Origin of the sequence: Sphingomonas sp. HITSZ_GF (assembly GCF_029543155.1) — a bacterium.
In the GTDB taxonomy this organism is placed as follows: domain Bacteria; phylum Pseudomonadota; class Alphaproteobacteria; order Sphingomonadales; family Sphingomonadaceae; genus Sphingomonas.
Genome location: NZ_JARQXA010000003.1, coordinates 406,420 through 431,328, shown reverse-complemented (window position 1 = coordinate 431,328; position 24,909 = coordinate 406,420). Strand labels below are relative to the sequence as shown.

Annotated in this window: 16 protein-coding genes; 10 read left to right on the top strand and 6 right to left on the bottom strand. The window is 66.8% G+C overall.

Going from position 1 to position 24,909, the window contains the following annotated elements; all coding sequences use genetic code 11:
• Nucleotides 1–41 precede the first annotated feature (41 nt).
• The 5 genes from P6144_RS10900 (at nucleotide 42) to P6144_RS10880 (ending at nucleotide 6,871) form a co-directional block, all read left to right on the top strand.
• Nucleotides 42–2,141, top strand: coding sequence for a TonB-dependent siderophore receptor (locus tag P6144_RS10900; RefSeq protein ID WP_277767783.1), 2,100 nt, complete (start codon nucleotides 42–44; stop codon nucleotides 2,139–2,141).
• A 123-nt stretch (nucleotides 2,142–2,264) separates the two neighbouring features.
• The gene (locus P6144_RS10895; protein ID WP_277767782.1) at nucleotides 2,265–3,953 is read left to right on the top strand and encodes an amidohydrolase; all 1,689 of its coding nucleotides are present in this window, start codon (nucleotides 2,265–2,267) and stop codon (nucleotides 3,951–3,953) included.
• An 85-nt stretch (nucleotides 3,954–4,038) separates the two neighbouring features.
• The gene (proC, locus tag P6144_RS10890; protein WP_277767781.1) at nucleotides 4,039–4,821 is read left to right on the top strand and encodes a pyrroline-5-carboxylate reductase; all 783 of its coding nucleotides are present in this window, start codon (nucleotides 4,039–4,041) and stop codon (nucleotides 4,819–4,821) included.
• Nucleotides 4,818–5,399 carry an FMN-binding negative transcriptional regulator gene (locus P6144_RS10885; protein ID WP_277767780.1) on the top strand — a complete coding sequence of 194 codons (582 nt, stop codon included), beginning with the start codon at nucleotides 4,818–4,820 and terminating at the stop codon, nucleotides 5,397–5,399. Before proC ends, P6144_RS10885 begins: the two co-directional genes overlap by 4 nt.
• Before the next feature lie 269 nt (nucleotides 5,400–5,668).
• The gene (locus P6144_RS10880; RefSeq protein ID WP_277767779.1) at nucleotides 5,669–6,871 is read left to right on the top strand and encodes an ATP-binding protein; all 1,203 of its coding nucleotides are present in this window, start codon (nucleotides 5,669–5,671) and stop codon (nucleotides 6,869–6,871) included.
• 11 nt (nucleotides 6,872–6,882) lie between these two features.
• Here P6144_RS10880 and P6144_RS10875 read toward each other — a convergent pair whose 3' ends face one another.
• The 5 genes from P6144_RS10875 to P6144_RS10855 all read right to left on the bottom strand — a co-directional run bounded on the left by P6144_RS10875 (nucleotide 6,883) and on the right by P6144_RS10855 (nucleotide 14,488).
• A complete protein-coding gene (locus P6144_RS10875) occupies nucleotides 6,883–7,527 on the bottom strand; it encodes a response regulator transcription factor (RefSeq protein ID WP_277767778.1) in 645 nt (214 codons plus the stop codon).
• Nucleotides 7,528–8,032: 505 nt separating this feature from the next.
• On the bottom strand, nucleotides 8,033–10,684 hold the full coding sequence (locus tag P6144_RS10870) for a TonB-dependent receptor (protein WP_277767777.1): 2,652 nt from the start codon (nucleotides 10,682–10,684) through the stop codon (nucleotides 8,033–8,035).
• Between the two features lie 7 nt (nucleotides 10,685–10,691).
• Entirely contained in the window at nucleotides 10,692–11,459 is a 768-nt protein-coding gene (locus tag P6144_RS10865) for an EF-hand domain-containing protein (protein WP_277767776.1), read from the bottom strand.
• Nucleotides 11,460–11,590: 131 nt separating this feature from the next.
• On the bottom strand, nucleotides 11,591–12,715 hold the full coding sequence (locus P6144_RS10860) for a hypothetical protein (RefSeq protein WP_277767775.1): 1,125 nt from the start codon (nucleotides 12,713–12,715) through the stop codon (nucleotides 11,591–11,593).
• A gap of 231 nt (nucleotides 12,716–12,946) precedes the next feature.
• Nucleotides 12,947–14,488 carry an arylsulfatase gene (locus P6144_RS10855; RefSeq protein ID WP_277767774.1) on the bottom strand — a complete coding sequence of 514 codons (1,542 nt, stop codon included), beginning with the start codon at nucleotides 14,486–14,488 and terminating at the stop codon, nucleotides 12,947–12,949.
• Between the two features lie 418 nt (nucleotides 14,489–14,906).
• On the opposite strand from P6144_RS10855, the gene P6144_RS10850 reads away from it, so the two are divergent.
• Both P6144_RS10850 and P6144_RS10845 read left to right on the top strand, forming a co-directional pair.
• Nucleotides 14,907–17,657 (top strand): TonB-dependent receptor, encoded by a 2,751-nt coding sequence (locus P6144_RS10850; RefSeq protein ID WP_277767773.1) that lies wholly within the window; start codon nucleotides 14,907–14,909, stop codon nucleotides 17,655–17,657.
• 70 nt (nucleotides 17,658–17,727) lie between these two features.
• Complete coding sequence (locus tag P6144_RS10845) at nucleotides 17,728–19,620, top strand: family 43 glycosylhydrolase (protein ID WP_277767772.1); 1,893 nt, start codon at nucleotides 17,728–17,730, stop codon at nucleotides 19,618–19,620.
• 419 nt (nucleotides 19,621–20,039) lie between these two features.
• Here P6144_RS10845 and P6144_RS10840 read toward each other — a convergent pair whose 3' ends face one another.
• Entirely contained in the window at nucleotides 20,040–20,960 is a 921-nt protein-coding gene (locus tag P6144_RS10840; protein ID WP_277767771.1) for a Gfo/Idh/MocA family oxidoreductase, read from the bottom strand.
• A gap of 118 nt (nucleotides 20,961–21,078) precedes the next feature.
• On the opposite strand from P6144_RS10840, the gene P6144_RS10835 reads away from it, so the two are divergent.
• From P6144_RS10835 to P6144_RS10825, 3 genes are read left to right on the top strand one after another with little or no spacing between them, the layout of a single operon-like run.
• On the top strand, nucleotides 21,079–22,881 hold the full coding sequence (locus tag P6144_RS10835; protein ID WP_277767770.1) for an IlvD/Edd family dehydratase: 1,803 nt from the start codon (nucleotides 21,079–21,081) through the stop codon (nucleotides 22,879–22,881).
• Nucleotides 22,881–23,735 carry an SMP-30/gluconolactonase/LRE family protein gene (locus P6144_RS10830; RefSeq protein WP_277767769.1) on the top strand — a complete coding sequence of 285 codons (855 nt, stop codon included), beginning with the start codon at nucleotides 22,881–22,883 and terminating at the stop codon, nucleotides 23,733–23,735. The genes P6144_RS10835 and P6144_RS10830 overlap by 1 nt, the downstream gene beginning before the upstream one ends.
• A gap of 14 nt (nucleotides 23,736–23,749) precedes the next feature.
• Entirely contained in the window at nucleotides 23,750–24,904 is a 1,155-nt protein-coding gene (locus P6144_RS10825; RefSeq protein WP_277767768.1) for an aldose epimerase family protein, read from the top strand.
• Nucleotides 24,905–24,909: the final 5 nt, after the last annotated feature.

Below are 24,909 nucleotides of genomic sequence, written 5' to 3'. Positions count from 1 at the left end.
ACCACAGGGCCGGCGCAACAATAGCAAAAGGGTGGGCGGCCATGACACATCAGACTTCAGGGAAATTGTTCGGACAGGCGCGGCTGGCGCTGCTTTCGGCATGCGCGGTGATCGGCTGGTCGGGCGCGGCGATGGCGCAGGAGAGCACCGATCCGGCGCCGGCGCAGGACGAGACGATCGTCGTCACCGGCAGCGCGCTTTCGGGCACCAAGACCGATACCCCGCTGACACAGCTGCCGCAGTCGGTGAGCGTGATCACCGCGGAGGAATTCCAGGACCGCGCCGCGGTCAACTTCCAGGACGTGTTCCGCTACAGCGCCGGCGTCACGCCCGAGCTCAACGGTGTCGACACCCGCGGCGACTTCCTGTCGGCGCGCGGCTTCGACATCTCGCAATATCTCGACGGCCTCAACCGCATGCCGAGCTTCATCTATGGCGGGCGCATGGAGATCTACACGGTCGAGCGCGCCGAAGTGCTGCGCGGACCGTCCTCGACGCTCTACGGCGGCGGCGGCCCGGGCGGCATTCTCAACGCGATCACCAAGCGCCCGCAGGAGGAGTTCGCCGGTGAAGTGGGCGTCACTGTCGGCACCGATGCCCGCAAGGAATTCCGCTTCGACGTGACCGGCGGCCTGACCGACGGCATTTCGGCGCGCCTGGTCGGCCTCGCCCGCGATGGCCATCTCCAGCAGCCCTCGCAGGCAGATGATCGCCTGCTGATCATGCCGGCGGTCACCTTCAAGCCGGGCCCGAACACCGAGATCACGCTGATCGGTCTCTACCAGAAGGATCGCCTCGGCAGCCAGACCTACCTGCCGACGTCGAAGACCATCGACGCGCCGAACTCGACCGTGGCGATCCCGTTCGATTTCTATCTCGGCGAGCCGGACTTCAACCACACGCGCACCGATACCTATTCGGGCACGGCGCTGTTCACCCAGCGCTTCGGCGACAACGTGTCGTTCAACAGCCGCAACCGCTATTTCGACACCAAGGTCGACTACCAGGAAGTCTATGCGGATTATTTCTACACCGATGCGGCGCGTACCTCGCCCTATCGCTACTGGTATTTCAATCGTGCGCAGTACAACGGCTTCAGCACCGACAATAACCTGGTCCTGAGCTTCAGCACCGGCCCGTTCGAGCATCAGGTGCTGTTCGGCGCCGACTATACCTGGTTCAAGGAAGACAAGAGCGAAGGCTTCGGCCTGGCGCCGAGCATCAACGTCTATGCGCCGGTCTATGGCCAGCCCTTCACCACTGCGCCCTGGGGCCCGAACAAGGTCACCAAGAACTCGCAGCTCGGCTTCTATGCCCAGGACCAGATCCGCGCCTGGGACACGGTCTCGCTGGTGTTCGGCCTGCGCCATGACAGCGTGAAGTCGAACGTCGACGGCGTGCAGCAGCCGGACAACAACGCCTGGACCTTCCGCGCCGGCATCATCGGTGACGTGGCCAAGGGTGTCTCGCCCTATTTCAACTATTCGGAATCGTTCCTGGCGGTGTTCGGCACCAGCTTTGCGGGCGTCGCCTTCGTGCCGCGCGCGGGCCGCCAGTACGAAGCGGGCGTGAAGTTCGCGCCGGTCAAGGGTGCGCTGCTCACTGCGTCGGTGTTCGACATCCAGGAGAGCAACTACCTGATCCAGGACCCCACCAACATCCAGAACTTCCTGCAGAACAGCAAGGTCGGGTCGAAGGGCATCGAGCTCGAAGGCTCGTTCCACCTGCCGGGCGGCCTCGATCTGACCGCGGCCTATAGCTACACCCGGGTCAAGTTCCTCGAGAACCCGGTGGCTTCGATCGTCGGCAACCGCGTGGGCAATCTGCCCGAGCACCAGGCCTCGGCCTGGGCCAGCAAGAAGTTCACGATCGGCAATGCGCTGCAGGGCAAGGCCGGCATCGGCGTGCGCTACCAGGGCGACAAGGTCGACACCAACCAGATCTACTATGTCGATCCGACCACGTTGGTCGATGCGATGTTCGAGTTCGATTACAAGGGCTGGAACCTGTCGGTGAACGCCAGCAACATCTTCGACACCAAGGTCTATACCAATTGCGGGTACAGCCTCGCGGCGCAGGAAGGCTATTGCTACCTGGGCAAGGATCGCACGATCCTGGCTTCCGCCCGTTTCCGCTTCTGACCTGCCTATCGGGGCCGGAGGCGCGTTCTCCGGCCCCCTGTTGCAATGCTTTTACAGGATAATATGCCCATGGCCCCCCGGTTCGCACTTCGTCTCCGGTCTCTCCGTCTTGCGACCGCCGGGTTGCTCCTCGCCGCCACCGCCAACAGCGCGCCGCCCTTGCCGGCGCCGGAAGCGGCGGACCTGATCCTCACCAATGGCAGGGTCTATACGGTGGAGGAGGGCGCGCCCTGGGCCGAGGCGGTGGCGATCAAGGACGGCCGTATCCTCGCCGTCGGCAGCGTCGCCAAAATCGCGAAGCGCAAGGGCGCCAAGACCCGGGTCGTCGACCTGCACGGGCGTTTCCTGATGCCCGCCTTCGGCGATGCGCATGCGCATCCGATCTTCGGCGGGATGAGCCATGCCCGCTGCTCGCTCCATGCCGGCAAGACGCTCGACGATTATCGCCGGATCATCGCCGCGTGCGTGGCCAAGGCGCCGGGCACCGGCACGATCTTCGGCTCGGGCTTCAACCAGACGCTGTTCCCGCCCAACGGCATCCCCAACAAGCAGCTGCTCGACGACATCTCGAAGGATCGCGCGCTGATCTTCGAGTCCGACGGCCACACGCTCTGGGTCAATTCCAAGGCGCTTGAGCTCGCCGGGATCACCAAGGACACGCCGGATCCGAAGAACGGGACGATCGACCGCGATCCCAAGACCGGCGAGCCGGTCGGCGGGCTCGAGGAATCGGCGATGGCACTGGTCGACAAGCTGGTCCCGCCGCCCACCGACCAGGATCTGCAGGGGGCAATCAGTTATACCGTGCGCTTCTTCAACTCGATGGGCATCACTTCGTGGCACGATGCCGCGGTCGAGTGGGACAAGGGCGGCACCAGCCGGGCGATCGAAGCGTACAAGGCCGTCAGCGATCGCGGCGAGCTGACCATGCATACCGCGATGGACCTGCGCTGGAACAACGAGCGCGGCATCGAGCAGATGGCCGACATCCTGAAGCTTTCGGCCCGCGCGAAGGAAATCGGGCTCACTGCCAACGGCGTGAAGTTCTTCATCGACGGCGTCATTCCTCAACAGACTGCTGCGATGCTTGCCCCTTACGAGGGCAGCACTGTGAAGGGAGCCCCACAGATTGCTGCTGCCACGCTGGCGGAGGCGGTCACCTCGCTCGACGGACGCGGCATGCAGTCGCATTTCCACACGATCGGCGATGCGGCGGTGCGCGAGGCGCTCGACGCGGTGGCTGCTGCGCGCGCCAAGGACGGCAAGACCGATACGCGGCCGATGATCTCGCACATGAACGTGATCGATCCGGCCGACCAGCCGCGCTTCGCCAAGCTCGATGTCACGGCGATCTTCCAGCCGCTCTGGGCCTGCAACGAGCCCTATATGGACCTCACCAAGGTGCAGATCGGCCCGGTGCGCTCGACCTATATCTATCCGGCCGGCAGCGTGCTGCGGGCCGGCGGACGGCTGGCGTACGGCGCCGACTGGTCGGTAGCCTCGGCCAATCCGCTTGAAGGCATCGAAGTCGCGCTCACCCGGGTCGCGCCGGAGGGCAATCTGCCGCCGCTGGAGGCGAACGAAGCGGTCACGCTGGCGCAGGCACTGCGGGCCTACACGCTCAACGTCGCCTATGTGAACCATCTCGACAAGCAGACCGGTTCGATCGCGCCGGGCAAGAGCGCCGATCTGATCGTGCTCGACCAGGATCTGTTCAAGATCCCCGCGCGTCAGATCCATGCCACCAAGGTGCTGCTCACGCTCTTCCAGGGGCGTGCGGTGCACGGCAGTCTCGGAAGCGTCGGGGGGTAGGGGCCGGTCCGCATCGGATTGTACCCGTGCTTTCCCCGGAAATTGGACGTTTCACCGGCTCGATGTTCCACTAGTGACCGCAGACATGACCACTCCCATCCTCATCATCGGCTGCGGCCGCATGGGCGGCGCCTTTGCCCGCGCCTGGCGTGCCACGCATCGCGTGCTCGCCTATGATCCTGCTGCTACGTTGCCCGAGGGTGTCGAGGCGCTGGGCGGGCTGGATGCGATCCCGCCGCGCGCGATCGTGCTGCTTGCGGTGAAGCCGCAACTCTTCCCGGATGTCGCGCCTGCGCTCCGGGCCCATCTGGGCGAAGGGCATGTCGTCGTCTCGATCGCTGCCGGAATCACGCTGGCGACGCTGCGGACGCTGCTCGGGGCGGCGCCGGCGCTGGTGCGCGCCATGCCCAATACGCCCGTCGCCGTGGGCAAGGGCATGACCGCAGCCGTGGCAGAAGCTGCGCTCGATCCGGGCGTTGCAGAGGCGCTGGGCCGGTTGTTTGGCGAGACCGGCGCATTCCTGTGGCTCGATGCGGAGGATCAGCTCGACGCAGTGACCGCGATATCGGGCAGCGGCCCCGCCTATTTCTTCCGCTTTGCCGAGGCGCTTGCCGCGGCGGGCGCGGCGCAGGGCCTGCCTGCGCCGGTGGCCTATGAACTCGCCCGGGCCACGCTGGCGGGTGCCGGAGCGCTCGCCGGGCCGGGGACCGATCTTGCGGGGCTTCGCGCCGAAGTGACCAGCCCGGGCGGCACCACTGCCGCAGCACTGGCTGCGATGAATGCCGGGGGGATCGATGCGCTTGCCCTTGCCGGGGTCGGCGCCGCGGTCCGCCGCGCGGGCGAACTGGCGGCGGAGGCTGCGCGATGAGCCGCTTCGCACCGCGCCATCCTGGCGACGTCGCGGACATGATCCGCGAGGAAGTGCTGGGTCTCGTGACCACGCATGACGATCAGGGCTTCATCACCACCCCGCTGCCGCTGCTCGCCGAAGTCGACGAGGCGGGTGAGGTCCAGGCGCTGATCGGCCATTTCGCCAGCGCCAACCCGCACCTCGCCCGTGCCCAGGCCATGCCGCGCGCGCAGGTCAGCTTTTTCGGGCCGCATGGCTATATCTCGCCCTCGATGGTCTCCAAGCCCGATTGGGGTCCAACCTGGAACTACCGCCTGGCGCAGTTCGAGGTGGATATCCTGTTCCAGCCGGGGGGCGAGGATGCTGCGATCCGCGCGCTGGCGCAGGCGCTGGAGGGCGATCGCTGGCAGGTCGAGCGGATGGGACCGCGCTATGCCCAGCTCGCGGCGCATGTCGTCGCGTTCCGCGCGGTCGTGGTCCGCTCGAGCGCCCGCTTCAAGCTGGGCCAGGACGAGAGCGATACCTCGTTCGGCGAGATTCTGGCCGCGTTGGGCGACGTGCCGCTCGCCCGGGCGATGCGCGCGCAGCGGGATTGAAATGCTGCGCGGCGCGCGCAACTCCACATTGAAGAAAACCCTGGAATTTCGTGTCGGTGATTGTCAGTATGGTTCCGACAAGATTGTTTCGCTTCCAAGGTTAAGTAAATATTAACTAGTAATAACGAAAATGCGATGTCGATCGGTACTTCGACCGATTGAAATACTCGGGTCCAATAATATTATGGATACGGGAAGCTATCCTTGCTCCCTTAGGGATTTGGAGTAAGGGTAATCCCGTGTTCCGAACTTGTGGATCGGAGCTGAACATGTCGTATCTTTCGGGAGAGCCCGAGGATGCTGGCCTTTCCGGCGCCACGGGCGCGGCCAGCATCTCGGGATGGTCGGGCGGAGCGGAACCCATCATCGCCTTGCGCGAAAACGCGCGGAGCCAGGCAGGCGGCGTGCTCGCCCAATTGGCCGTGGTGGACGATTGGTGGAACATCCTGACCGTCAATGGCGCCTGGTCCGAACGCGCGCTGCGTGCCGATCGCAGCGACCAGCTCGAGATCGGCGCCAATCTCAAACATTATGTCCAGCAGACCGGCGACCTGAGCGCAGAGACGGCCGCGGCGTTGCTCGAGGGCATGCGCCTGATCGAAACGCGCGCGCAGAGCCAGTTCGCCCACAGCTATTGCAGCCGCATCGACCAGGCGCATTACCAGGTCACGATCGATTGCTTCGAAGTCGGCGGCCGGCGCTACGCCACGGTGGCGCGCGCCAACCTTACCGAGCTCTTCGACCTGCGCGCGCGGGCGATGCAGCTGAGCTCCAATCTGATGCGTGCCCAGGCCAGCCTGGTCCGCGCGCAGGAGGAGGAGCGTCGCCGCGTCGCCGCCGCGCTGCACGACACCGCCGCCCAGCACCTCGTCGGCGTCAACCTCGGCCTCGCCCGGCTGCGCGAGATGAGCCAGGACCCGGCGGTGGTGGCATTGGCCGACGAATTGAGCACGCTGCTCGACGATTTCCACCGCGAAATCCGCGGCGTCACCTATGTGATGCACCCGCCCGAGATTCGCCGGCGCGGGTTGCATGAGGCGGTGCGCCTGCTGTGCCAGGGCTTTGCCCGCCGCACCGGGCTCGACATCGCGCTGCGCATCTATGGCGAGGACCGGCGGCGCGGCACCGCGGTCGAGGCGGCGATCTTCCGCCTGGTCCAGGAAGCCCTCGCCAACATCCAGAAGCATGCGGGCGCCAAGCGCGTCCAGGTCCGCCTGGGCAGCCGGGCCAAGTCGTTCTTCATCGTGATCCATGACGACGGCGTCGGCCTTCCCGTCGGGGCGGGGCAGGCGGCGACGGGCGTTGGGCTGCCGGCGATGGAGCGGCGGATCGAGGATCTGGGCGGACGCCTCCATCTGGAGTCGCGCAAGGCACGGCGCGGCACTACGGTCGCCGCGATGATCCCGCGGCATGAAGCGGGCCTGGATTTCCTGCCCGGCCCGATGCTTCGCCAGCCGGCGGGCGCCGCCTGAGCGGTGTCGCCTCAGGCCTGGACGATGTTGTTGCGCACCGCGAAGCGCACCAGTTCGGCGGTGGTGCGCAGCTTGAGCTTGTGCATGCACGAGGCGCGGTGCGTCTCCACTGTCTTCACGCTGATGTTCAGGATGTCGCCGATCTCGCGGTTGATCTTGCCCTCGGCGATCAGCTGGACGACCTCGCGCTCGCGGTGGGTGAGCGTCGCATGGGTGGAGGGTGAGGATTCGAGGAAGCGCTCGAGCAGCGTTTCGGAGATCACGCCCGAGAAATAGGGCCGGTGGATCGACAGCGCATCGACGGCGGCGATCAGGTGCCGCTCGGTGTCGGACTTGAGCACATAGCCGCGCGCGCCGGCGCGCAGCACGTCCAGCACCAGGTCCTCGCGGTCGTGCATCGTATAGACCAGCACTTCGATGCGCGGATTGTCGCGCTTGAGCGCGGCGGTGAGGTCGAGCCCGTTCAGCTCAGGCAGCGAATAGTCGATGATCGCGATGTCGGGCTTGGTCGCGCGGGCTTCCTCCAGTGCCGCGCGTCCGTTCGATGCCTCGCCGACGATCACCAGATTGGGCCGGGTCTCGAGCAGGGTGCGGACGCCGCGCCGCACGACGTCATGATCGTCCGCGATCAGCACGCGCCGGGTCGCGCTGCTCATCGCGGTGTCCTGTCGGCCGGGAATGGATGCGTCATTGCAGTGCCCTTGTTTGCGCACATACTCGTCCGATTCCGGACAGCTGCATATCATGAAAAACCCGGAGTAAGCGTATGTGCCCGCACCTCTCCTGCGCGGCGGCGCTCGCCGAAGGCGCATATCGGTAATGACACCGATATCAGTTCGCGGCCCGGACGAAGCGCGGCCCCGCCGCGCCTCCGGAGGCTCGGGGAGGGGAGTGCCGGAGAGGCGACGCCCGCTTGATCGGGCTGCGGGTGCCGCATGGGATAGCGGCGGAGCCGGCTGGCCCCGCCGCCTTCCCATGGCCGGGATGCATGCGGCAGTCCGGGGGGTGGGACCGCACGCAACCAAGCCGTCTTTGCACTGCGCGCATGTTGAGTGCGGGGTCGCCCGCAGCGCAGAGCCACTATCCGCCAGGCGCGCGCGCCGCACAATCGGGCGCAACCCCTAGTTGCTCGGGGAAATACCCCTAAGGCCCGCCCGCCGCCTAGAAGATCCGCCGGATCGACAGCAGCAGCGTGCGCCCGTCCGGATCCAGATAGGCGCCCTGATAGGCAAGCGGCGTCGCCCCCGTCGCATCGGTCACCTTCTGCCGCTGGTTGAGCAGGTTGGCGATCGACAGGCTCACCCGGGTGCCGCGCGCCCAGTCCTGCCCGCGGAAGCGGTTGGCCAGGTTGGCGAAGACGCGCAGCTCGAAGGTGGCGAGCGCGCCGAAATGCAGGTCCCCCGCCGCCGCGCTGCCGGTCACGTCGGCCGCGCTCTTCCAGTTGCCCGAAAGCCGGATACCCACGCCATTGTCGATCACGCCGGTGTTGAGTTGCACGCTGTGGCGCGAACGCGGGGTGCCGCCCAGCGTGCCGCCATCCATCAGGTCGATCGGTGCCATGCCGTCGCGCAGCACGATCGCGTCGCGCAGGATCACGCTGTGATAGAGCGAGAACTGGAAGCGCGCGCCATTGTCGCTGCCGCCGCCGCCCGGGCCGCCGGGCCCGCCGCGGAAGCCGCCGGGCGGCGGTCCGAACCCGCCGGGTCCGCCAGGGCCGCCCGGGAACCCGCCGGGCGGCGGACCAAAGGCCTCCGGCGGCGGGCCGGGGGGCGGGCCGAAGCCGTCGGGCGGCCCGTCGAACCCGTCGGGGCGCGGGCCGGAGGGATCGCGCATCTCGCGGCCATTGACCACGATCTCGCCGTCCTCGCCCGGGGGCGGGCCGTCGCGATGCTCGGCATCCTGGCCCTCCGGCGACCGGTCGGAGCGGGTTTCCCCGTTCGGCCGGCCGCCCTCGGGCCTGTCGCGCATCCAGGGCGGCCGGAAGCCAGGAGGCGGCGTCGGTCGCTTGGGTGCGCGGAGGACCTGGGTGAAGTTGATGCCCCAGCGCAGCTGCTCGCGGTCTTCGCGGGCGATGTTCACCGAGCGCGCGTCGATGCTCACCAGCTGCCCGGCCGCGTCGCGCGTGAACCGGTCGGGGAACGCCTCCTCGAGCGCGGGCGAGGCATCGGAGACGCTGACGATCGCATTCTCGGTGCGGCTGTTGTTGTAGTTGGCGGTCAGGCTCAAATTGAGCTTGGTCCAGGGCTTGGCGGTAAGGCCCAGCTTGAAGACGTGGCGGTCATCGGCCTTGAGCAGCGGATTGCCGCCCGAGGTGCGGCTGATCGTCACCGTCTCGCCGGTGGCATAGTCATAGGCGCGCACGTTGCTGGTGATCACCACCGCGTCGCCGCGCTGGGCGAGGGTGGGGGCCACCCGGTCCTCGTTCACCGCGGCGATCAGGCTCAGGCCGGTCACCGGCGTCCAGTTCAGCCCATAGCCGAAGGTGCCGAGCGTGCCATAGTCGGAGACGTCGGTCACCGCCGCGTTCAGATTGGCGGTGAGCTTGCCGAGAAACGGCAGCACGCCCTTGGCGCGGCTCGCCAGCGGCAGGTCCAGGCTGATCTGGCCGCTGGCATTTGTGCGATCGGAGCTGCCCGAAGACTGGACGCCGCCGATCATGCTGGTGGTGCTGAGCGCGCTGAAATCGGCGCCCGTCCGCAGGCTCACCGAAGCGTCGCCCGCCGGCAGGCGCAGCAGCTTGCCGTTGACGAGCAGGCTGGCACTGCCGCTGTCGGTAAGCGAGGTCGCCCGATCGCGCGAGATCGCGCCGGCGGCGTCGCTGCGATCGGTGTCGCGGCGGGTGTCGCCATGGCTGTAGCTCGCCACAGCCGACAGCCGCCAGCGCTTGGACAGGTCGCTGTTGAGCGTCACGCCGCCGCTCAGGGTGGCGGTGCGGCTGTTCTGCGCCAGCGGATCGGTCGAGGCGAAGCGCGTCACCGGGGTGCCGGCGCTGTCGTCGGTCTCCACCGCGAGCCCGTTCAGCGCGTCGCTGGTGCTGTAGTCGCCGCGCAGGTTCGCCGAGACATTGGTCTTGGGGCTGAGCTGGTGGGCGATCGTGGCGTTGACGCCATAGCTGCGCGTGGCGGGCTTGAGCGTGCGATATGCCCGGTCGTCTGCCGGCCCGGGTTCGCCCGCGGTGGCGCTGGTCGCCGGCACCAGGTCGCGCTCGCTTTCGAGCAGCGACGCGGTCGATTTGGCGCGCGCCGCGATGTTGACCCGGTCATTGTCGCGGATGCGCGTATAGGCGAAGTCGCCGGCCTGGTTTTCGCCCTGGCCTGCGGTCGCCATGCCGCCCGAGAGATTGGCGACGCGCCCTTCGAAGCGGCGGCGCAGGATGATGTTCACCACCTTGCGCTGCGCGTCATAGCCATATTTGAGCGCGACTTCCTCGGGCAGGATGTCGACGCGGACGATCGACTCGGTCGGCAGGTCGGCGACTTCGTTCACGCCCGAGATTCGCTTGCCGTTGACCAGCACCACCGGCCCTTCGTCTTCGCGCCCCTGTGCGCTCGAGGTCTGCTCGGCGATCGCGTCGAGCAGCTCGCTGACGGTGCCCACGCCATAGCCGGCAATGTCCGCCTGGCCGAGCTGGTTCTCGGGCGGAATGTCGCCGATCACCGCTCCCGGCGGCGCCTTGCCGGTGACGACGATCTCGTCCTCGGCCGGTTTCGGCGCGGGCTTGTCCTGCTTGGCGGGCTGGGTCTGGGCATGGGCCGCCGGGGCGAGCACGGCCAGCGCCGCGCCCGCGAGCAGCTTCATCCTGCTTCTGGTCATGACGGGCTCAGTCTTCTCCGCGCGGCGGGCGACCCGCGGGGCCGCCAAAGCCACCCGGGCCGCCGGGGCCACCCGGCCCGCCAGGCCCGTCCCGGTCGCGCGGCTCGCTGGCGCGCAGCTCTTCCATGGTCAGCGTGCCGTCATGATCGGCATCGGCCGCGTCGAACTTCTTGCGCTCATAGGCAAGCAGCTCGTCGAGCGAGATGCCATTGTCGTAATTGGTGTTGGCGTTGACGATCACCATGGTGGTGAGCGGCTCGACCAGGCGGCGCAGCGCCATCTCGTCATCGTCCAGGTCCGGCGCGATGCTCTCGGAGATCGGGCCGCCGATCTCGGCGACCGGCTGATGCTCGCTCGATGCGACCGATCCCATGTCGTGCTGCCAGGCGAAGAACTCAGGGGCGCTCAGCGATCCGTTGTGGTCGGTGTCGATCCGCTCGAAGCGGGCCTTGATGCGGGCGTCGCGTCGCGCCTCGATCACGCCTTTCAGCTCCTCGAGAGTCACCAGGCCGTCGGCGTTCTTGTCGGCGACCTTGAACATCTCGGTCACGACCTTGTCGAGCTTGTCGCGCTTGACCGGCTTCATCATCTTGGGGCGTCCGCCGCCGGGGCCGCCACCGGGAGGACCGCCACGTCCGCCCGGGCCGCCCGGGCCACCGCCGCCGCCGCCCGGGAATCCGCCACCGCCGCCTGGGCCCATCTGGGCCATGGCAGGCGTCGCCAATGTAAGTACGGCGGCGACCAGCGCCGCGCGCGCGAGCTTAGAACCTTGCATTTTGTCCCCCGGATCAAATGATCACGGGGGCACTCTCGCGGCACAGGCTCGCGTCTGAATTTCGATTTGTTGCAGGAAAGAGAAACACGGGTGGGCGGAAGGACGCGCCTATATCCCTCCGCCCGAGCGCGTTATTTCTGGAGCGCCTTGTAGTCGTCGATCCAGGCATAGTTGAACGCCGAGCTGCCATCGGCATTGGGCTTCACGGTTCGGCCGGCGAACACGCTGTTGAGCAGCCACGGCACCGAATCCGGCCCGAAATTATTGACCATCGACTGGCCCTGCTTGAAGCCATAGGTCGCCACCGCCAGCCGGCCGGTGTCGCGGAAGATCTTCATCTGGTTCTTCAGATAGTGCTTGCGGTTCTCGAACCACGGGCTCTGCGACAGGAACTCGTCCCATTGCGGCTTGGAGAAGGGCGTCTCCAGCGCGGCCTTGATGATCTGCCAGGTCTGGGCATTGGCCGGTGCGCCATATTTGGCGGCGAAGGCGGCGGGGATGGGGTCCTTCAGATGCTGCTTCCACCACCAGACCAGCGAGAATTCGAGCACCAGGAACTTCTGCTCGGGGCGCATCCGCGGCAGGATATAGTCGAGGAACGCCTTGGACTCCTCGATCGCGGTGATGTGCGGGTGGATGTCGAGACCCTCGAGCTCGGGGGTCTGCTTGATGAACTCCAGCCAGCGATCGGTGGTCTTGTTGCGCCACACCGGGTTCTGGGTCTGGTTGAGCGCGCCCATATAGAGGTGCGTCTTGCAGGCGCTGCCGCCGCAATGGTCGGCACGATACGCAATCGCCGCCTTGGCGAGCGCCTCGTAATAGGCGTTGAAGTTCGGGTTCCAGTCCTGCTGGCGGCTCTCGATGAAGGGCTCGTTGCCGATCACCAGGATGTCGACCTTGCCCATGACGAGCGGCAGCACCGCCTCGAGCCTTGCGAGGTCCTTCTTGAACGTGTCGCTGTCCGCCTTGGGGAAGGCGACGCGGTTATACGGGAACTTCAGCGTCAAAACCGTCTTGTAGCCGTGGTTGGCGACGTCGAGGATGGTCTTGACCGCGCCATGCTCGGCGGGCGGGCCGCGGTCGAGCTGGAACATCGGCAGGAAGATGCGCACCCATTTGGTGTCGCTCTTCTGGAGGTCGCGATAGTCGACGTCCTCGAAATGCTCGTTGTAGTTGGCGCCGAGCGCGCCCTGGGCCAGCGCTGCGCCGGGCAGGCTGAGCAGCGCAGCCGCGCCGATTGCCAGAAGCTTCCGCATCAAATCTCTCTCCCTGTGTGAAGGCGCTCGACGGGCGCGGCCGGTTCGGGCGTCACGCCCTGCCGATCTGATTCGTATAAATCATATAATATGGTCTGGAAGGCAAGCTATGAGTGGTGGCGCTTGTTCCAGGCGTCGCTGCTCCCCGGCGAAAGCCGGGGCCCAGGGCTTCTATGCCGGCTCGCTTGTGATCCTGGGCCCCGGCTTTCGCCGGGGACCTATCGCCGCGAGCTACGGCCGGCTGCGCCCGTCGCGCTGGATCTTGTCGAGCCAGGCCGCCATCCGCGCCGTCCTTGCCGGGTTCTTCTCGGCCAGGTTGACCTTTTCGCCGGGGTCGCGGGCGACGTTGTAGAGCTGGTGGACCGGCAGCGTGCCGATCGCGTTGCCGTGGAACTCGTGCGGCTCCACGCTGGCGCGGATCAGCTTCCAGTCGCCGGCGCGGATCGCGAAGATGCGCGCGCCGCTCCCTGCCACCTTGGTGCCGGTGGTGACCATCAGCTTGGTATCCTCGATCACATAGTCGCGTCCGTGATCGGTCTCGCCGAGCAGCGGGGCGAGCATGTCGAAGCTGTCCACCGCGGCGTCGTGCGGCACCGATCCGCCGACCAGCTTCGCCAGCGAGATGAGCAGGTCGACATGGTCGATGATCGCGGTCGAGACTTTGCCGGCACGCACCTTGCCCGGCCAGCAGGCGATCATCGGCACGCGGGTGCCGCCCTCGTAGATGCTGTACTTGCCGCTGCTGAACGGCCCGGCCGGGCGATGCTTGCCGGCGAGCTCGACGGCCTTGTCCTGATAGCCGTCGAACAGGATCGGGCCGTTGTCGCTGCTGAACACCACCAGCGTGTCGTCGGCGATGCCCAGCTTCTCGAGCTGGCGCATCAGCTCGCCCACCGTCCAGTCCAGCTGCAGGATCGAATCGCCGCGCGATCCCAGGCCCGATTTGCCGACGAAGCGCGGGTGCGGCGCGCGGGGCACATGCGGTTCGTTGACGGCGTAATAGAGGAAGAAGGGCTTGCCCTTCTGGCGACCGATGAAGTCGACGGCCTTGCCCAGCAGCACGTCGCTGAGCTCCTCGTCGGTCCAGCGCGCCTTCTTGCCCCCGGTCATGTAGCCGATGCGGCTGATGCCGTTGACGATCGTGTTCGAATGCTCGGGATCGGCGCCGAACTTGAGCATCTCGGGATGGTCGAAGCCGGTCGGCTCGTCGCCGATCTTGTCGTGGTAGTTCACCTCGATCGGGTCGGCGGGGTCGAGGTTCAGCACGCGGCGATTCTCGATCAGCACCGTCGGCACGCGGTCGAGCGTCGCCGGCATGAACAGGCCATAGTCGAAGCCGATGTCGACCGGACCCGGCGCGATGTCGCCGTTCCAGTCGACCTTGCCGCTGCCCAGGCCCAGATGCCATTTGCCGACCAGGCCGGTGGTGTAGCCGGCGTTGCGCAGCATCGTCGGCAGGGTGAACTTGCCCGGGCGGATCAGCGCCGGCGCGTCGCCCGGCAGGATCTGCACGCCATCGGCGCGCCACGCATAGTCGCCGGTCAGCAGTGCATATCGAGAGGGCGTGCAGGTGGCTGAGGGCGAGTGACCGTTGACGAAGCGCGTGCCGCGCGCCGCCAGCCGGTCGATGTTCGGCGTATGGATCGTCTTCGAGCCGTAGCAGCTCAGGTCGCCATAGCCGAGGTCGTCAGCATAGAGGATGATGATGTTGGGCTTGCGCACCGTCGCGGCAAAGGCGGCTCCCGGAGCGGCCAGCGTGGCGGCGCTCGCCATCAACATTCCACGGCGTGTCATCGCTGCCTTCACGTCTCTCTCCTCGCTGTTCTGGCCGGCTTGATGGCGTGGAATACTATTTATCGTATCACAAGCAAAGCTTGTTTGGGCGGTGCGATTCCGGCGGGCAGATAGAAGCATCCGCGCGTCGTCGCGGCGTGCATCGATCCCAGGCTCGCGGGGGCATGGGAGCATCAGGTTCCAGGTTTTTTCGGCCTGGATCAATGGTCTCGCGCCTGGCGCGGGATGCCTGGTAGCGGTGGGGATGTCGCCTCTCGGAGGTGACGCCGGCCAGCCAACGCAACCTCTCTGGAGCCGTGACCGGTCATTCGATCCGGAATGGACCGTCTTGTCAGGAGAGATTTAGTATGATAATTACGATAGATAAGTTCCAAAGAATAAGAATGGGGGAGGCTAAGTGACTAAGCGCAATTGTTATTTCCTGCTCGCAACCAGCTCGGCTGCGGCACTCGCGATGATTCCCGCTGCCGCGATGGCGCAGGATACCGCTCCGGACACCACTGAAATCGGCGTGCAGGAGCAGGAAGCGCCTGCCGGCACCAACGAGATCGTGGTGAGCGGTATCCGTCGCAGCCTCGAGTCCGCGCAGTCGGTCAAGCAGGATTCCGATCAGATCATCGATTCGGTCGTCGCAGAGGACATCGGCAAGCTGCCCGACGTCACGGCTTCCGAATCCCTCGCCCGCATCACCGGCGTCACCGTCACGCGTGACGCCGGCGTGGCGCAGGGCGTCCGCATTCGCGGCCTTCCGGATCTTGCCACCACCTATAACGGCCGCGAAGTGTTCACCGCGGAGGGGCGCTTCGTCCAGCTGCAGGACTTCCCGTCGAACAGTATCGCGCGCATCGACGTCTATAAGTCGGCCAGCGCCGATCTGCTCGAGGCGGGCCTTGCCGGTCTGGTTGACGTGAAGTCGCGCAAGCCGTTCGATTTCAAGGGCACGCGCATCACCGGCTATGTCGGCGGCGTGCACTGGTACCAGTCGCAGCGGCTGGGCGTCGAGGCGAACGGGCTGTTCAGCACGCGCTGGAAGACTGGCCTGGGCGAAATGGGCTTCCTGATCGAGGGTTCCTACGCCGACACCAAGTACATCGACTCCTCTCGCGCCGTTGCGCAGGATATCCGCAACCGGACCAACATCGCCGGCTACTCCCAGCTGCGCTATCCGAACTTCGTCAACACCGACTATGGCTCGGCGACCCGCTGGCGCCCGAACGTCGATGCGGCCTTCCAGTGGCGCCCGAGCCACACGCTCGAAATCTACCTCGACGGCCTGTTCCAGGGCTATCGCGGCAAGGGCGATGGCCACAATCTCCAGGTCGTCTCGGGCGATCTTGCCACGCTGAGCAACATCGTGCTGATCCCGGGCACCAACCAGGCTGCGAGCTTCGATGCGGCGGCGGGGACCGGCGCAGCGCCGACCGGGGCGCAGCAGATCAACGACCAGTCGACCGATACCTATCAGGCCGGCGGCGGCTTCATCTGGAAGAACAATGGCCTGAAGATCACCGGTGATGTCGCCTATACCGAGTCGACCTTCATCAACCGCAACGTCGCGTTCAACTACACGTTGACCAGCTCGCCGGCGCGCCACTTCGAGTTCGACACGGCACAGGGCGTGGGCGGCGGCACCGTCAATTTCATCAACTACGACCTGTTCAATCCCGCCAACTATCGCTGGACCGGTCTGACCCAGACCGGCAACCGCGGCCATGGCGAGAGCTGGCAGGGCCGCCTGGACCTCGACTACAAGCTCGATCGCTTCGGCCTCACCAATCTGCAGGCGGGCATCCGCTTCTCGAACCGCGACGCGAACAACTACACCTATTCGCAGGCGACCGCGGCGGCTCCGGCCGGCCAGACCTATGCGGTGCTGGCGTCGATGCTCGACATCCAGACGGCGGCGAGCGGCTTCCGCAACGACGATGCCACGTCGATCCGCACCTGGCTCTCGCCGACCCGTGAGAGCCTGGTCGCCAATCTCGACACGCTGCGCACCATGACCGGCCTGGCGAAGGGCGATCCGGCCTGGGGCACGCCGACCTTCACCAGCAACGAGAAGCTCTACACCGGCTATCTGCAGGCGCGCTACGCCTTCGAGATCGCCGGGGTGCCGATCGACGGCCTGTTCGGCGTTCGCGCCACCAAGGCGGACGTGATGATCAACGGCCTGCGCCGCTCGACCACGGGCAGCGTGACCACGATCACGCCGATCACCACGTCGACGAGCACCGAAGACTATCTCCCCAACATCAGCATGCGCATCAAGCTCGATCCGAAGCTGCAGATGCGCCTGGCCTATACCGAGACGCGCACGCGCCCGGGCTTCGGCCAGCTCAACCCGACGATCACCATCGGCGCGCTGCCCACGGGCAACACCTGCGCCGATCCGAACGGCGCGGACTGCATCCGCAGCGCAAGCTCGGGCAATCCGGACCTGAAGCCGACCACGTCGAAGAACTATGACGCGTCGGTGGAATATTACTTCACCCGCAGCGGCGCGATCACGCTGGGCGGCTTCTACAAGGACGTGAACGGCTTCATCAACACGTTCACCACCGACGTGACCGATGCCGAGTTCGGCCGCCTGCGCGTCAGCCAGCCGACCAATGGCGGTGCGGGCCGGATCAAGGGCCTCGAGGCCGGTGTCCGCAGCTTCCTGCGCGCGCCGTGGCTGCCGAACTGGATGGCGAACTTCGGTGGCATGGTGAACTACACCTATCTCGACGCGAAGTCGGAGCTGGCGCCTGACCTCGCTGCGACCCTGCCGGGCATGCAGCGCGTCGCCGGCACCTCGAAGCACACGGTCAACGTGTCGGGCTGGTACGAGAACAAGTTCGTCTCGCTCCGCCTGTCGTACAACTACCGCACCGACTTCATCGACAGCTACGGCCGCGTGGTCGATCCGGCGCTGGGTGCCGGCGTGCTCGGCCCGACGTTGCCGATCAAGGTCAATGGCCGCGGCACGGCGGACTTCGCGGCGACGCTCTCGCCGACCGACAACATCACGCTGAGCTTCAACGTCAACAACCTGCTCGGCGGCGTGTATCGCAACTACCGCACGTTCAACGCGGCGGGTCAGGTCTATGCATGGCAGACGCGCTTCCTGGAGAGCGTCTATCGTGCGGGCGTCCGCGTCCGGTTCTGATCCGGAACGACGTAGCTTAAGGTACCGGGCGGCGTCGCGACGGAAGCTTCTTCCCGAGCGGCGCCGCCCCTTGTTTTTCGACCGACACGAGGACGACATCGTGAAGCATTTCCTGGCCGCTGCGCTTGCCGCCACTTCGCTCATCCCGGCTGCGGCGCTCGCCCAGCAGGCCGCGCCGGCAAACCGCCCGCCGGCGGACGACATCTTCATCGACCACCCGTCGCAGGACCGCAACGCGACGGTGATGCCGGCACCGGATGCGATGCCGGTGAAGTCGTTCTTCGCCGCACATGCGATCACCGACGCCTCGGTGGCGCAGGCGGCGGACGGGCGCTGGTTCGTCACCGGCACGGTGATCCGCGACGGCCGCCGCGACGGCATCCAGCTCTGGTCCTCGGCCGATGACGGCAAGAGCTGGACCGCGCTCGGCGTCGTCCACGGCGCCAAGCACCGCTATGTCGCGCCGGACATCCAGATCCGCGGCGACCTGGTCCAGCTCGCCTTCGCCAACGACAATGGCTGCGCGCACATCGCCCGTGGCTCGCTCGCCAACCTGAAGGCGGGCTTCACCGAGAGCCCGTGCCTGGCGAGCGATGTCGCCGACGTCTCGTCCTTCATCGACACCGATGGCACCAGCTATCTGCTGTGGGGCGGGGCCTATATCGCCAAGGTGGCGGCGGACGCCTCGAAGCTTGCCGAGGCACCGCGCTTCCTCAAGCCCGATCCCGAGCTGTTCAAGGTCGATCCGCCCGCGGGCAAGGACTGGCCGGTGCGGCTGCGCGTCGGCAAGGCCGGCGCCTCGATGTTCAAGGACGGCGACCAATATGTGATCACCGCCAGCGAAGTGACTGGCCGGATGCGCACCGCCACCGACGACCTCTACATGGCGACCGGCCCCACGCCCTATGGCCCGTTCAGCAAGCGCATGCTCGCCGTGCCGCATGCCGGGCAGAGCAATGTGATACGCACCAAGGACGGCAAGCTGGTCGCCAGCTACAACCCGCGCTGCGAGGACGATTTCGCGATGTTCTGCGAGCAGGTCGGTCTCGTCCCGCTCGAGCGCGCCGAGGACGGCCGCATCCGCCAGGCGGCGTCGGTGCTGACCGAGAACAGCGCCGTCGCCGATCGCCAGGCGCTGGTGACGACCGAGATGATGCGCGACCCCTCGGTGATGATGGGCGGGGACGGCGCCTATTATCTGGTCGGCACGCAGAAGGGCTTCGGCTTCCAGTATCCCGAGGGCGGCGTGACGCTCTATCGCTCGACTGATCTCAAGAGCTGGGCGCCGTCGAAGATGATCTTCGACTGGAAGGGGCTGGGCTACAGCTTCAAGGACGTGGCAGAGCTCTGGGCGCCGGAGATCCACTGGTCGGCGAAGGACAAGACCTATTATCTCGCCTTCTCGGTGATGGAGCGCGGGGTGGGGGGCAAGTCCTGGCTGTTCAGATCGACCAGCGGCAAGGCGATCGGCCCCTATGTCAACACGCACGCCAGCTATGCCGTGGAGGGCATCGACGCCTTCCCGTTCGAGGACGAGAGCGGCTTCTACCTGCTCTGGGGCGGCGGCCGGATCGGCAAGCTCAACGCCAAGCGCGATGGCTTCGAGGGCGAGGTGAAGCGCCTGGTCGACACCGACGGCGAGAATGTCGGCTATGAGGGCAATGGCCTGATCAAGGTGAACGGCACCTATTTCCTGACCGGTGCCGAATGGAACGGGCCACTGCGCACCGACGGCACCTATGACATGATGTACGGCACCTCGAAGACGCTGATGGGCCCGTACAGCAAGCGCCGCCTGGCGGTGCCGCATGGCGGCCATGGCACCGCCTTCCGCGATGCCCAGGGCCATTTCTGGTACACGATGTTCGGCAACGACACGACCGCGCCCTGGCGCCGGCACTTCGGCCTGGTGCCGATCCTGATCGGCGAGGACAGCATCCGCGTGCCGCAGATCGAGCGCTGATTTCCGCACTCCAAACGAGCCATCTCCGTCGGCTCGATACTGGGCCCCGGCATCCGTGCCGGGGCCCGTTTGTTTGTCCTACAGCGCGCGCGGCGGCGACTCGTCAAAGGACACAAAGTACACGCCAAGAGCGGATTTTCGCGGCGCTTGCGTTGACACAGTTCGGCGAAACGCGTTGCATCTCGCAACATCCTTGCGCGGGACTGGTCCTACATTTCCTACGGCTTGAAAGAGCGGCGGGGTGTGCCCCGGCCGGGGGAGCCAAGCAGGCGAAATCCTACATTGCAACTCTATCCGTCACTCCGGCCTTTCAGGCTCCCCGGCGAAAGCCGGGGCCCAGGGTCACGAGCGACGCGGCAGAGAAACCCTGGACCCCGGCTTGCGCCGGGGAGCGGCTTGCGCCGGGATGACGGCAAGTGTCAGAATTCGAACGCCTCGGTCTCGCGGCGTTCGGCGAGGAGGAAGGCGTCGGCGACGAGGCGCATCGGGCGGACGTCGACTTCGCTGGTGCCGTTGGCGATGAACTCGGCGAAGCGGGCGTAGAGGCGCGGATATTCCTGGTCGGCCTCGGTGCATTCGGCCTCGCCGGGCAGCTGGAGCACGCTGCCGCCGAGCGACAGCTTGAGCGTGCCGGCATCGGTATCGACCTCGATGTCCCAGGTCTGCGGGCCGGTCTGGAGGAAATCGAACGAGGCGCGACCCCTGGCGTCGCCGCAGCGCAGCTGCATCTCGGCGGCGAGCGGGCCGGCGCGGCCGGCGGGCACGTCCATCGTCGCGGCCTCGACGAAGAGCGGGGCAGGGAGGATCGCCGTGGCGATCGACAGCGCGTTGATGCCCGGATCGAACACGCCGAAGCCGCCCGGCGCCAGGATCCATTCCTGGCCGGGGTGCCAGCGGCGGATATCCTCGCGCCAGTCGATGCGCACCGCCTTGATTTCGCGGCGGGCGAGCCAGGCGCGGGCGGCACCGACGCCGGCGGCTTCGCGCGAATGCCAGCTGGTGTAGAGCGTAACGTTCTTCTCGCGGGCGAACGCTGCCAGCGCCTCGATCTCCGAGAGCGTCGCGGCGGGCGGCTTTTCGAGCATCACATGCTTGCCGGCGGCGATCGCGATGCGGGCAAGATCGTGGCGGCCCTCGGGCGGCGTGCAGAAGGAAACCGCATCGAGCTCCGTCCCGGCGATCATCGCCGCCGTATCGGGATAATTCGGCACGCCATCGACCCGCCCGTGCCGGCTGGCGATCGCCGCAAGCTCGAACCGCGCATTCCCGGCAATGGCCGGAAGATGCTGATCTCGCGCGATTTTTCCGATGCCTACCAGGCCCAGGCGAAAGCTTTGCACCCTTAACTCCCTTTTATACGATATATATGCTTCCTATCCGCGGCGATCCGCTCTATCAAGTACGCCTCATATTCGAACGAGCCCGCGAACAGCGGCTGGTATTTGCGAGAGGGTATCTATGTCCGGGGGCGGTGAAGTCGAGGGTAAGCGCGCCAATCTGCGGTCGCGCGCCTGGTTCGACGACCCCTCCAACCCCGACATGACAGCGCTGTATGTCGAGCGCTACCTCAACTTCGGCATCAGCCTGGAAGAACTGCAATCGGGCCGGCCGATCATCGGCATCGCCCAGACCGGCAGCGACCTGACCCCGTGCAACCGCCACCATCTCGAGCTCGCCAAGCGCGTGCGCGAGGGCATCCGCGACGCGGGCGGCATCGCGCTCGAATTCCCGACCCATCCGATCCAGGAAACCGGCAAGCGCCCGACCGCGGGGCTCGACCGCAACCTCCAGTATCTGAGCCTGGTCGAGGCGATCTTCGGCTATCCGATGGACGGCGTCGTCATGACCATCGGCTGCGACAAGACCACGCCGGCCTGCCTGATGGCCGCAGCCACGGTGAACATCCCGGCGATCGCGCTGTCGGTCGGCCCGATGCTCAACGGCTGGTTCAAGGGCGAGCGCACCGGCTCCGGCACGATCGTGTGGAAGGCGCGCGAGATGCTCGCGGCCGGCGAGATCGACTATAAGGGCTTCATCGAGCTGGTCGCCAGCTCGGCGCCGTCGACCGGCTGGTGCAACACGATGGGCACCGCGACGACGATGAACTCGCTGTGCGAGGCGCTCGGCATGTCGCTGCCCGGTTCGGCGGCGATCCCGGCGCCGTACCGCGACCGCGCCGAATGCGCCTATCACACCGGCGTGCAGATCGTCGAAATGGTGCGCGCCGACCGCAAGCCTTCGGACGTGCTGACGCGCCAGGCGTTCCTCAACGCGATCCGCGTCAACTCGGCGATTGGTGGCTCGACCAACGCCCCGATCCACCTCAACGCCATCGCCCGCCATATCGGCGTCGAGCTGAGCCTGGCCGACTGGGAAGAGCATGGCGCGGACATCCCGCTGCTGGTGAACCTGCAGCCGGCGGGGAAGTATCTGGGCGAGGACTTCTACCGCGCCGGCGGCGTGCCTGCGGTGATGGGGCAGCTGCTCCGCGCCGGGCTGATCGACGGCAGCGCGCTGACCGTCAACGGCAAGACCGTGGAAGAGAATGTCGGCACCGCGACCGCGCAGGACGCCGATGTGATCTTCCCGATCGATGCGCCGCTGAAGCAGGCCGCGGGCCTTACCGTGCTGTCGGGCAACCTGTTCGACAATGCGGTGATGAAGCTCAGCGTGCTCTCCGAGGAGTTCCGCGGGCGCTATCTCTCCGATCCCGCGCATCCCGGCATGTTCGAGGGCACGGCGATCGTGTTCGACGGGCCCGAGGATTATCACAAGCGGATCGACGATCCTGCGCTGGGCGCCGACGAGCGCTCGATCCTGATCATGCGCGGGGCGGGGCCGGTCGGCTATCCGGGCGGCGCCGAAGTGGTGAACATGCGCCCGCCGGTGGCGCTGATCCAGGCAGGCGTGCATGCGCTGCCGTGCCTGGGCGACGGGCGCCAGTCGGGCACGTCGGGCAGTCCTTCGATCCTCAACGCGGCGCCCGAGGCTGCGGTGGGCGGCGGGCTGGCGATCGTCCAGACCGGCGACCGCATCCGCATCGACCTGAAGAAGCGCACCGCGGACATGCTGGTGGACGAGGAAGAGCTGGCGCGCCGCCGCGCCGCGCTCGCCATCGACTATGTGCCCGAGAGCCAGACGCCGTGGCAGGAGATCCACCGCAACCTGGTCGGCCAGTTCGACGGCGGCGCGGTGTTCGAGAACGCAGTGAAGTACCAGCGCATCGCGCAGAAATACGGCGTGCCGCGGGACAGCCACTGATGTCCCTCGTCCGCATCGTCGAGCGCGACCGCCGCGACCAGCTGGGCGAGGGGCCGCTCTGGTCGGCGCGCGACAATGCGCTCTACTGGACCGACATCCTGTCGCACCGGCTCAACCGGCTGTCGCTGGAGACCGGAGCGATCACCGGCTGGGTGTTCGACGACTATCTGGGCTGGGCAATCGAGCGCGAGCGGGGCGGCTTCGTCCTGGGGCTCGGCCGCCGCTTCGTGGGCTTCGATCCCGATACCGGCGACACGCGCACGATCGCCGCGCCTGAGCCAGACGCCACCGGCAACCGGATCAACGATGCCAAGGCCGATCCGCAGGGGCGGATCTGGGCCGGCACCATGTCGATCAACTGCGAGGACCCGACCGGCAGCTTCTACCGGCTCGACATCGACGGCACCGCGACCCGGGTCGACCGGCCCTATGCCATCGCCAACGGCCCGGCGATCGCGGCGGACGGCAGCTTCCTGCTCCACACCGACACTTCGCTGGCGACGATCTTCCGCTTCGCCATCCAGGACGACGGCACGCTCGGCCCGCGCAAGCCGTTCATCGAGTTCCAGCCCGAATGGGGCAACCCCGACGGCATGACCTTCGACGCCGAGGGCTGCCTGTGGGTCGGCTGCTGGGGTGCCGGCTGCGTCACCCGCTTCTCGCCTCAGGGCGAACGCATGCGTACAATCGAACTGCCGGCGAGCCAGATCACCAGCTGCACCTTTGCCGGCGAAGGGCTGGACCGCATGTTCGTCACATCCGCAGCCGATGGGGTGGACGAGCCCCATGGCGGCGCATTGTTCGAGGTCGATCCAGGCTGCCGCGGCCTGGCGACCCAGCTCTATCGCGGTTGACCAGGAGAAAAGGCATGACCCTGCGCAAGAACGCTTTGTTGGTGGGAGCGGCGCTCGCCTGCGCCCTCGCGACCAACGCCGAAGCCGCCACCGCCAAGCGCGGCACCTTCGGCACGCTGCCCGACGGGCGCGTGGTGGAAGCGGTGACGCTCACCAACGGCAAGGGCGTTTCGGCGAAGATCATCGGCTGGGGCGCGACGATCCAGTCGCTGGTCATGCCGGATCGCAACGGCCGCAAGGCCGATGTCGCGCTGGGCTATGACAATCTCGAGCAGTATCTCGCCAAGCCGCAATATTTCGGCCCGATCGTCGGCCGCTTCGGCAACCGCCTGGCGGCGGGCAAGTTCACGCTCGACGGCAAGACCTACCAGACCCCGATCAACAACGGGAAGAACGCGCTGCACGGCGGCACCACCGGCTTCGACAAGGTGCTGTGGACCGTCACTTCGGTGAAGAGCGGGCCGACCGCATCGGTGACGCTGCGCTATGTCAGCCCCGATGGCGACATGGGCTATCCGGGCACGCTGACCGTGGATGCGACCTATTCGCTCGACGAGCAGAACCACCTGACGATCGACTATAGCGCGACCACCGACAAGACGACGATCGTCAACCTGACCAACCATGGCTGCTGGAACCTGTCGGGCGAAGGCTCGTCGAACGGCGCGATGGGGCATGTCGTGACGATCCCGGCGCAGACCTATCTGCCGACCGACGATGGCGCGATCCCGACCGGCGAGTTCAAGTCGGTGGCCGGCACGGTGTTCGACTTCCGCACCCCGCATGCGATCGGCGAGCGCGTCCGCGACGCCAGCGACCAGCAGATCGTCTGGGCGCGCGGTTACGACCATAACTGGGTGATCGGCCGCGAAGTGACCAAGAGCCAGCACCTGATGGCGAAGGTCTATGATCCGGCTTCGGGCCGCGGCTTCGAGCTGTGGTCGAACCAGCCGGGCCTGCAATTCTATTCGGGCAACTTCCTGGACGGCACCTCCTACGGCAAGGCCAAGAAGGTATATCGCGAGGGCGACGGCTTCGTGATGGAGCCGCAGCTCTTCCCGGACTCGCCCAACCAGAAGGGCTTCACCAGCGCCCGCCTCGAGCCGGGCCAGACCTATCACAACGTCATGACCTATCGCCTGACCACGGGTCAGGCCGCCAAGCGCTAAAGGGG

What these genes read in the sequence shown, in the direction of transcription:
- P6144_RS10900 (WP_277767783.1), top strand. Translation starts at nt 42, where the DNA reads ATGACACATCAGACTTCAGGGAAATTGTTCGGACAGGCGCGGCTGGCG.
- proC (WP_277767781.1), top strand. Translation starts at nt 4,039, where the DNA reads ATGACCACTCCCATCCTCATCATCGGCTGCGGCCGCATGGGCGGCGCC.
- P6144_RS10885 (WP_277767780.1), top strand. Translation starts at nt 4,818, where the DNA reads ATGAGCCGCTTCGCACCGCGCCATCCTGGCGACGTCGCGGACATGATC.
- P6144_RS10880 (WP_277767779.1), top strand. Translation starts at nt 5,669, where the DNA reads ATGTCGTATCTTTCGGGAGAGCCCGAGGATGCTGGCCTTTCCGGCGCC.
- P6144_RS10875 (WP_277767778.1), bottom strand. Translation starts at nt 7,527, where the DNA reads ATGAGCAGCGCGACCCGGCGCGTGCTGATCGCGGACGATCATGACGTC.
- P6144_RS10870 (WP_277767777.1), bottom strand. Translation starts at nt 10,684, where the DNA reads ATGACCAGAAGCAGGATGAAGCTGCTCGCGGGCGCGGCGCTGGCCGTG.
- P6144_RS10865 (WP_277767776.1), bottom strand. Translation starts at nt 11,459, where the DNA reads ATGCAAGGTTCTAAGCTCGCGCGCGCGGCGCTGGTCGCCGCCGTACTT.
- P6144_RS10860 (WP_277767775.1), bottom strand. Translation starts at nt 12,715, where the DNA reads ATGCGGAAGCTTCTGGCAATCGGCGCGGCTGCGCTGCTCAGCCTGCCC.
- P6144_RS10855 (WP_277767774.1), bottom strand. Translation starts at nt 14,488, where the DNA reads ATGGCGAGCGCCGCCACGCTGGCCGCTCCGGGAGCCGCCTTTGCCGCG.
- P6144_RS10835 (WP_277767770.1), top strand. Translation starts at nt 21,079, where the DNA reads ATGTCCGGGGGCGGTGAAGTCGAGGGTAAGCGCGCCAATCTGCGGTCG.
- P6144_RS10830 (WP_277767769.1), top strand. Translation starts at nt 22,881, where the DNA reads ATGTCCCTCGTCCGCATCGTCGAGCGCGACCGCCGCGACCAGCTGGGC.
- P6144_RS10825 (WP_277767768.1), top strand. Translation starts at nt 23,750, where the DNA reads ATGACCCTGCGCAAGAACGCTTTGTTGGTGGGAGCGGCGCTCGCCTGC.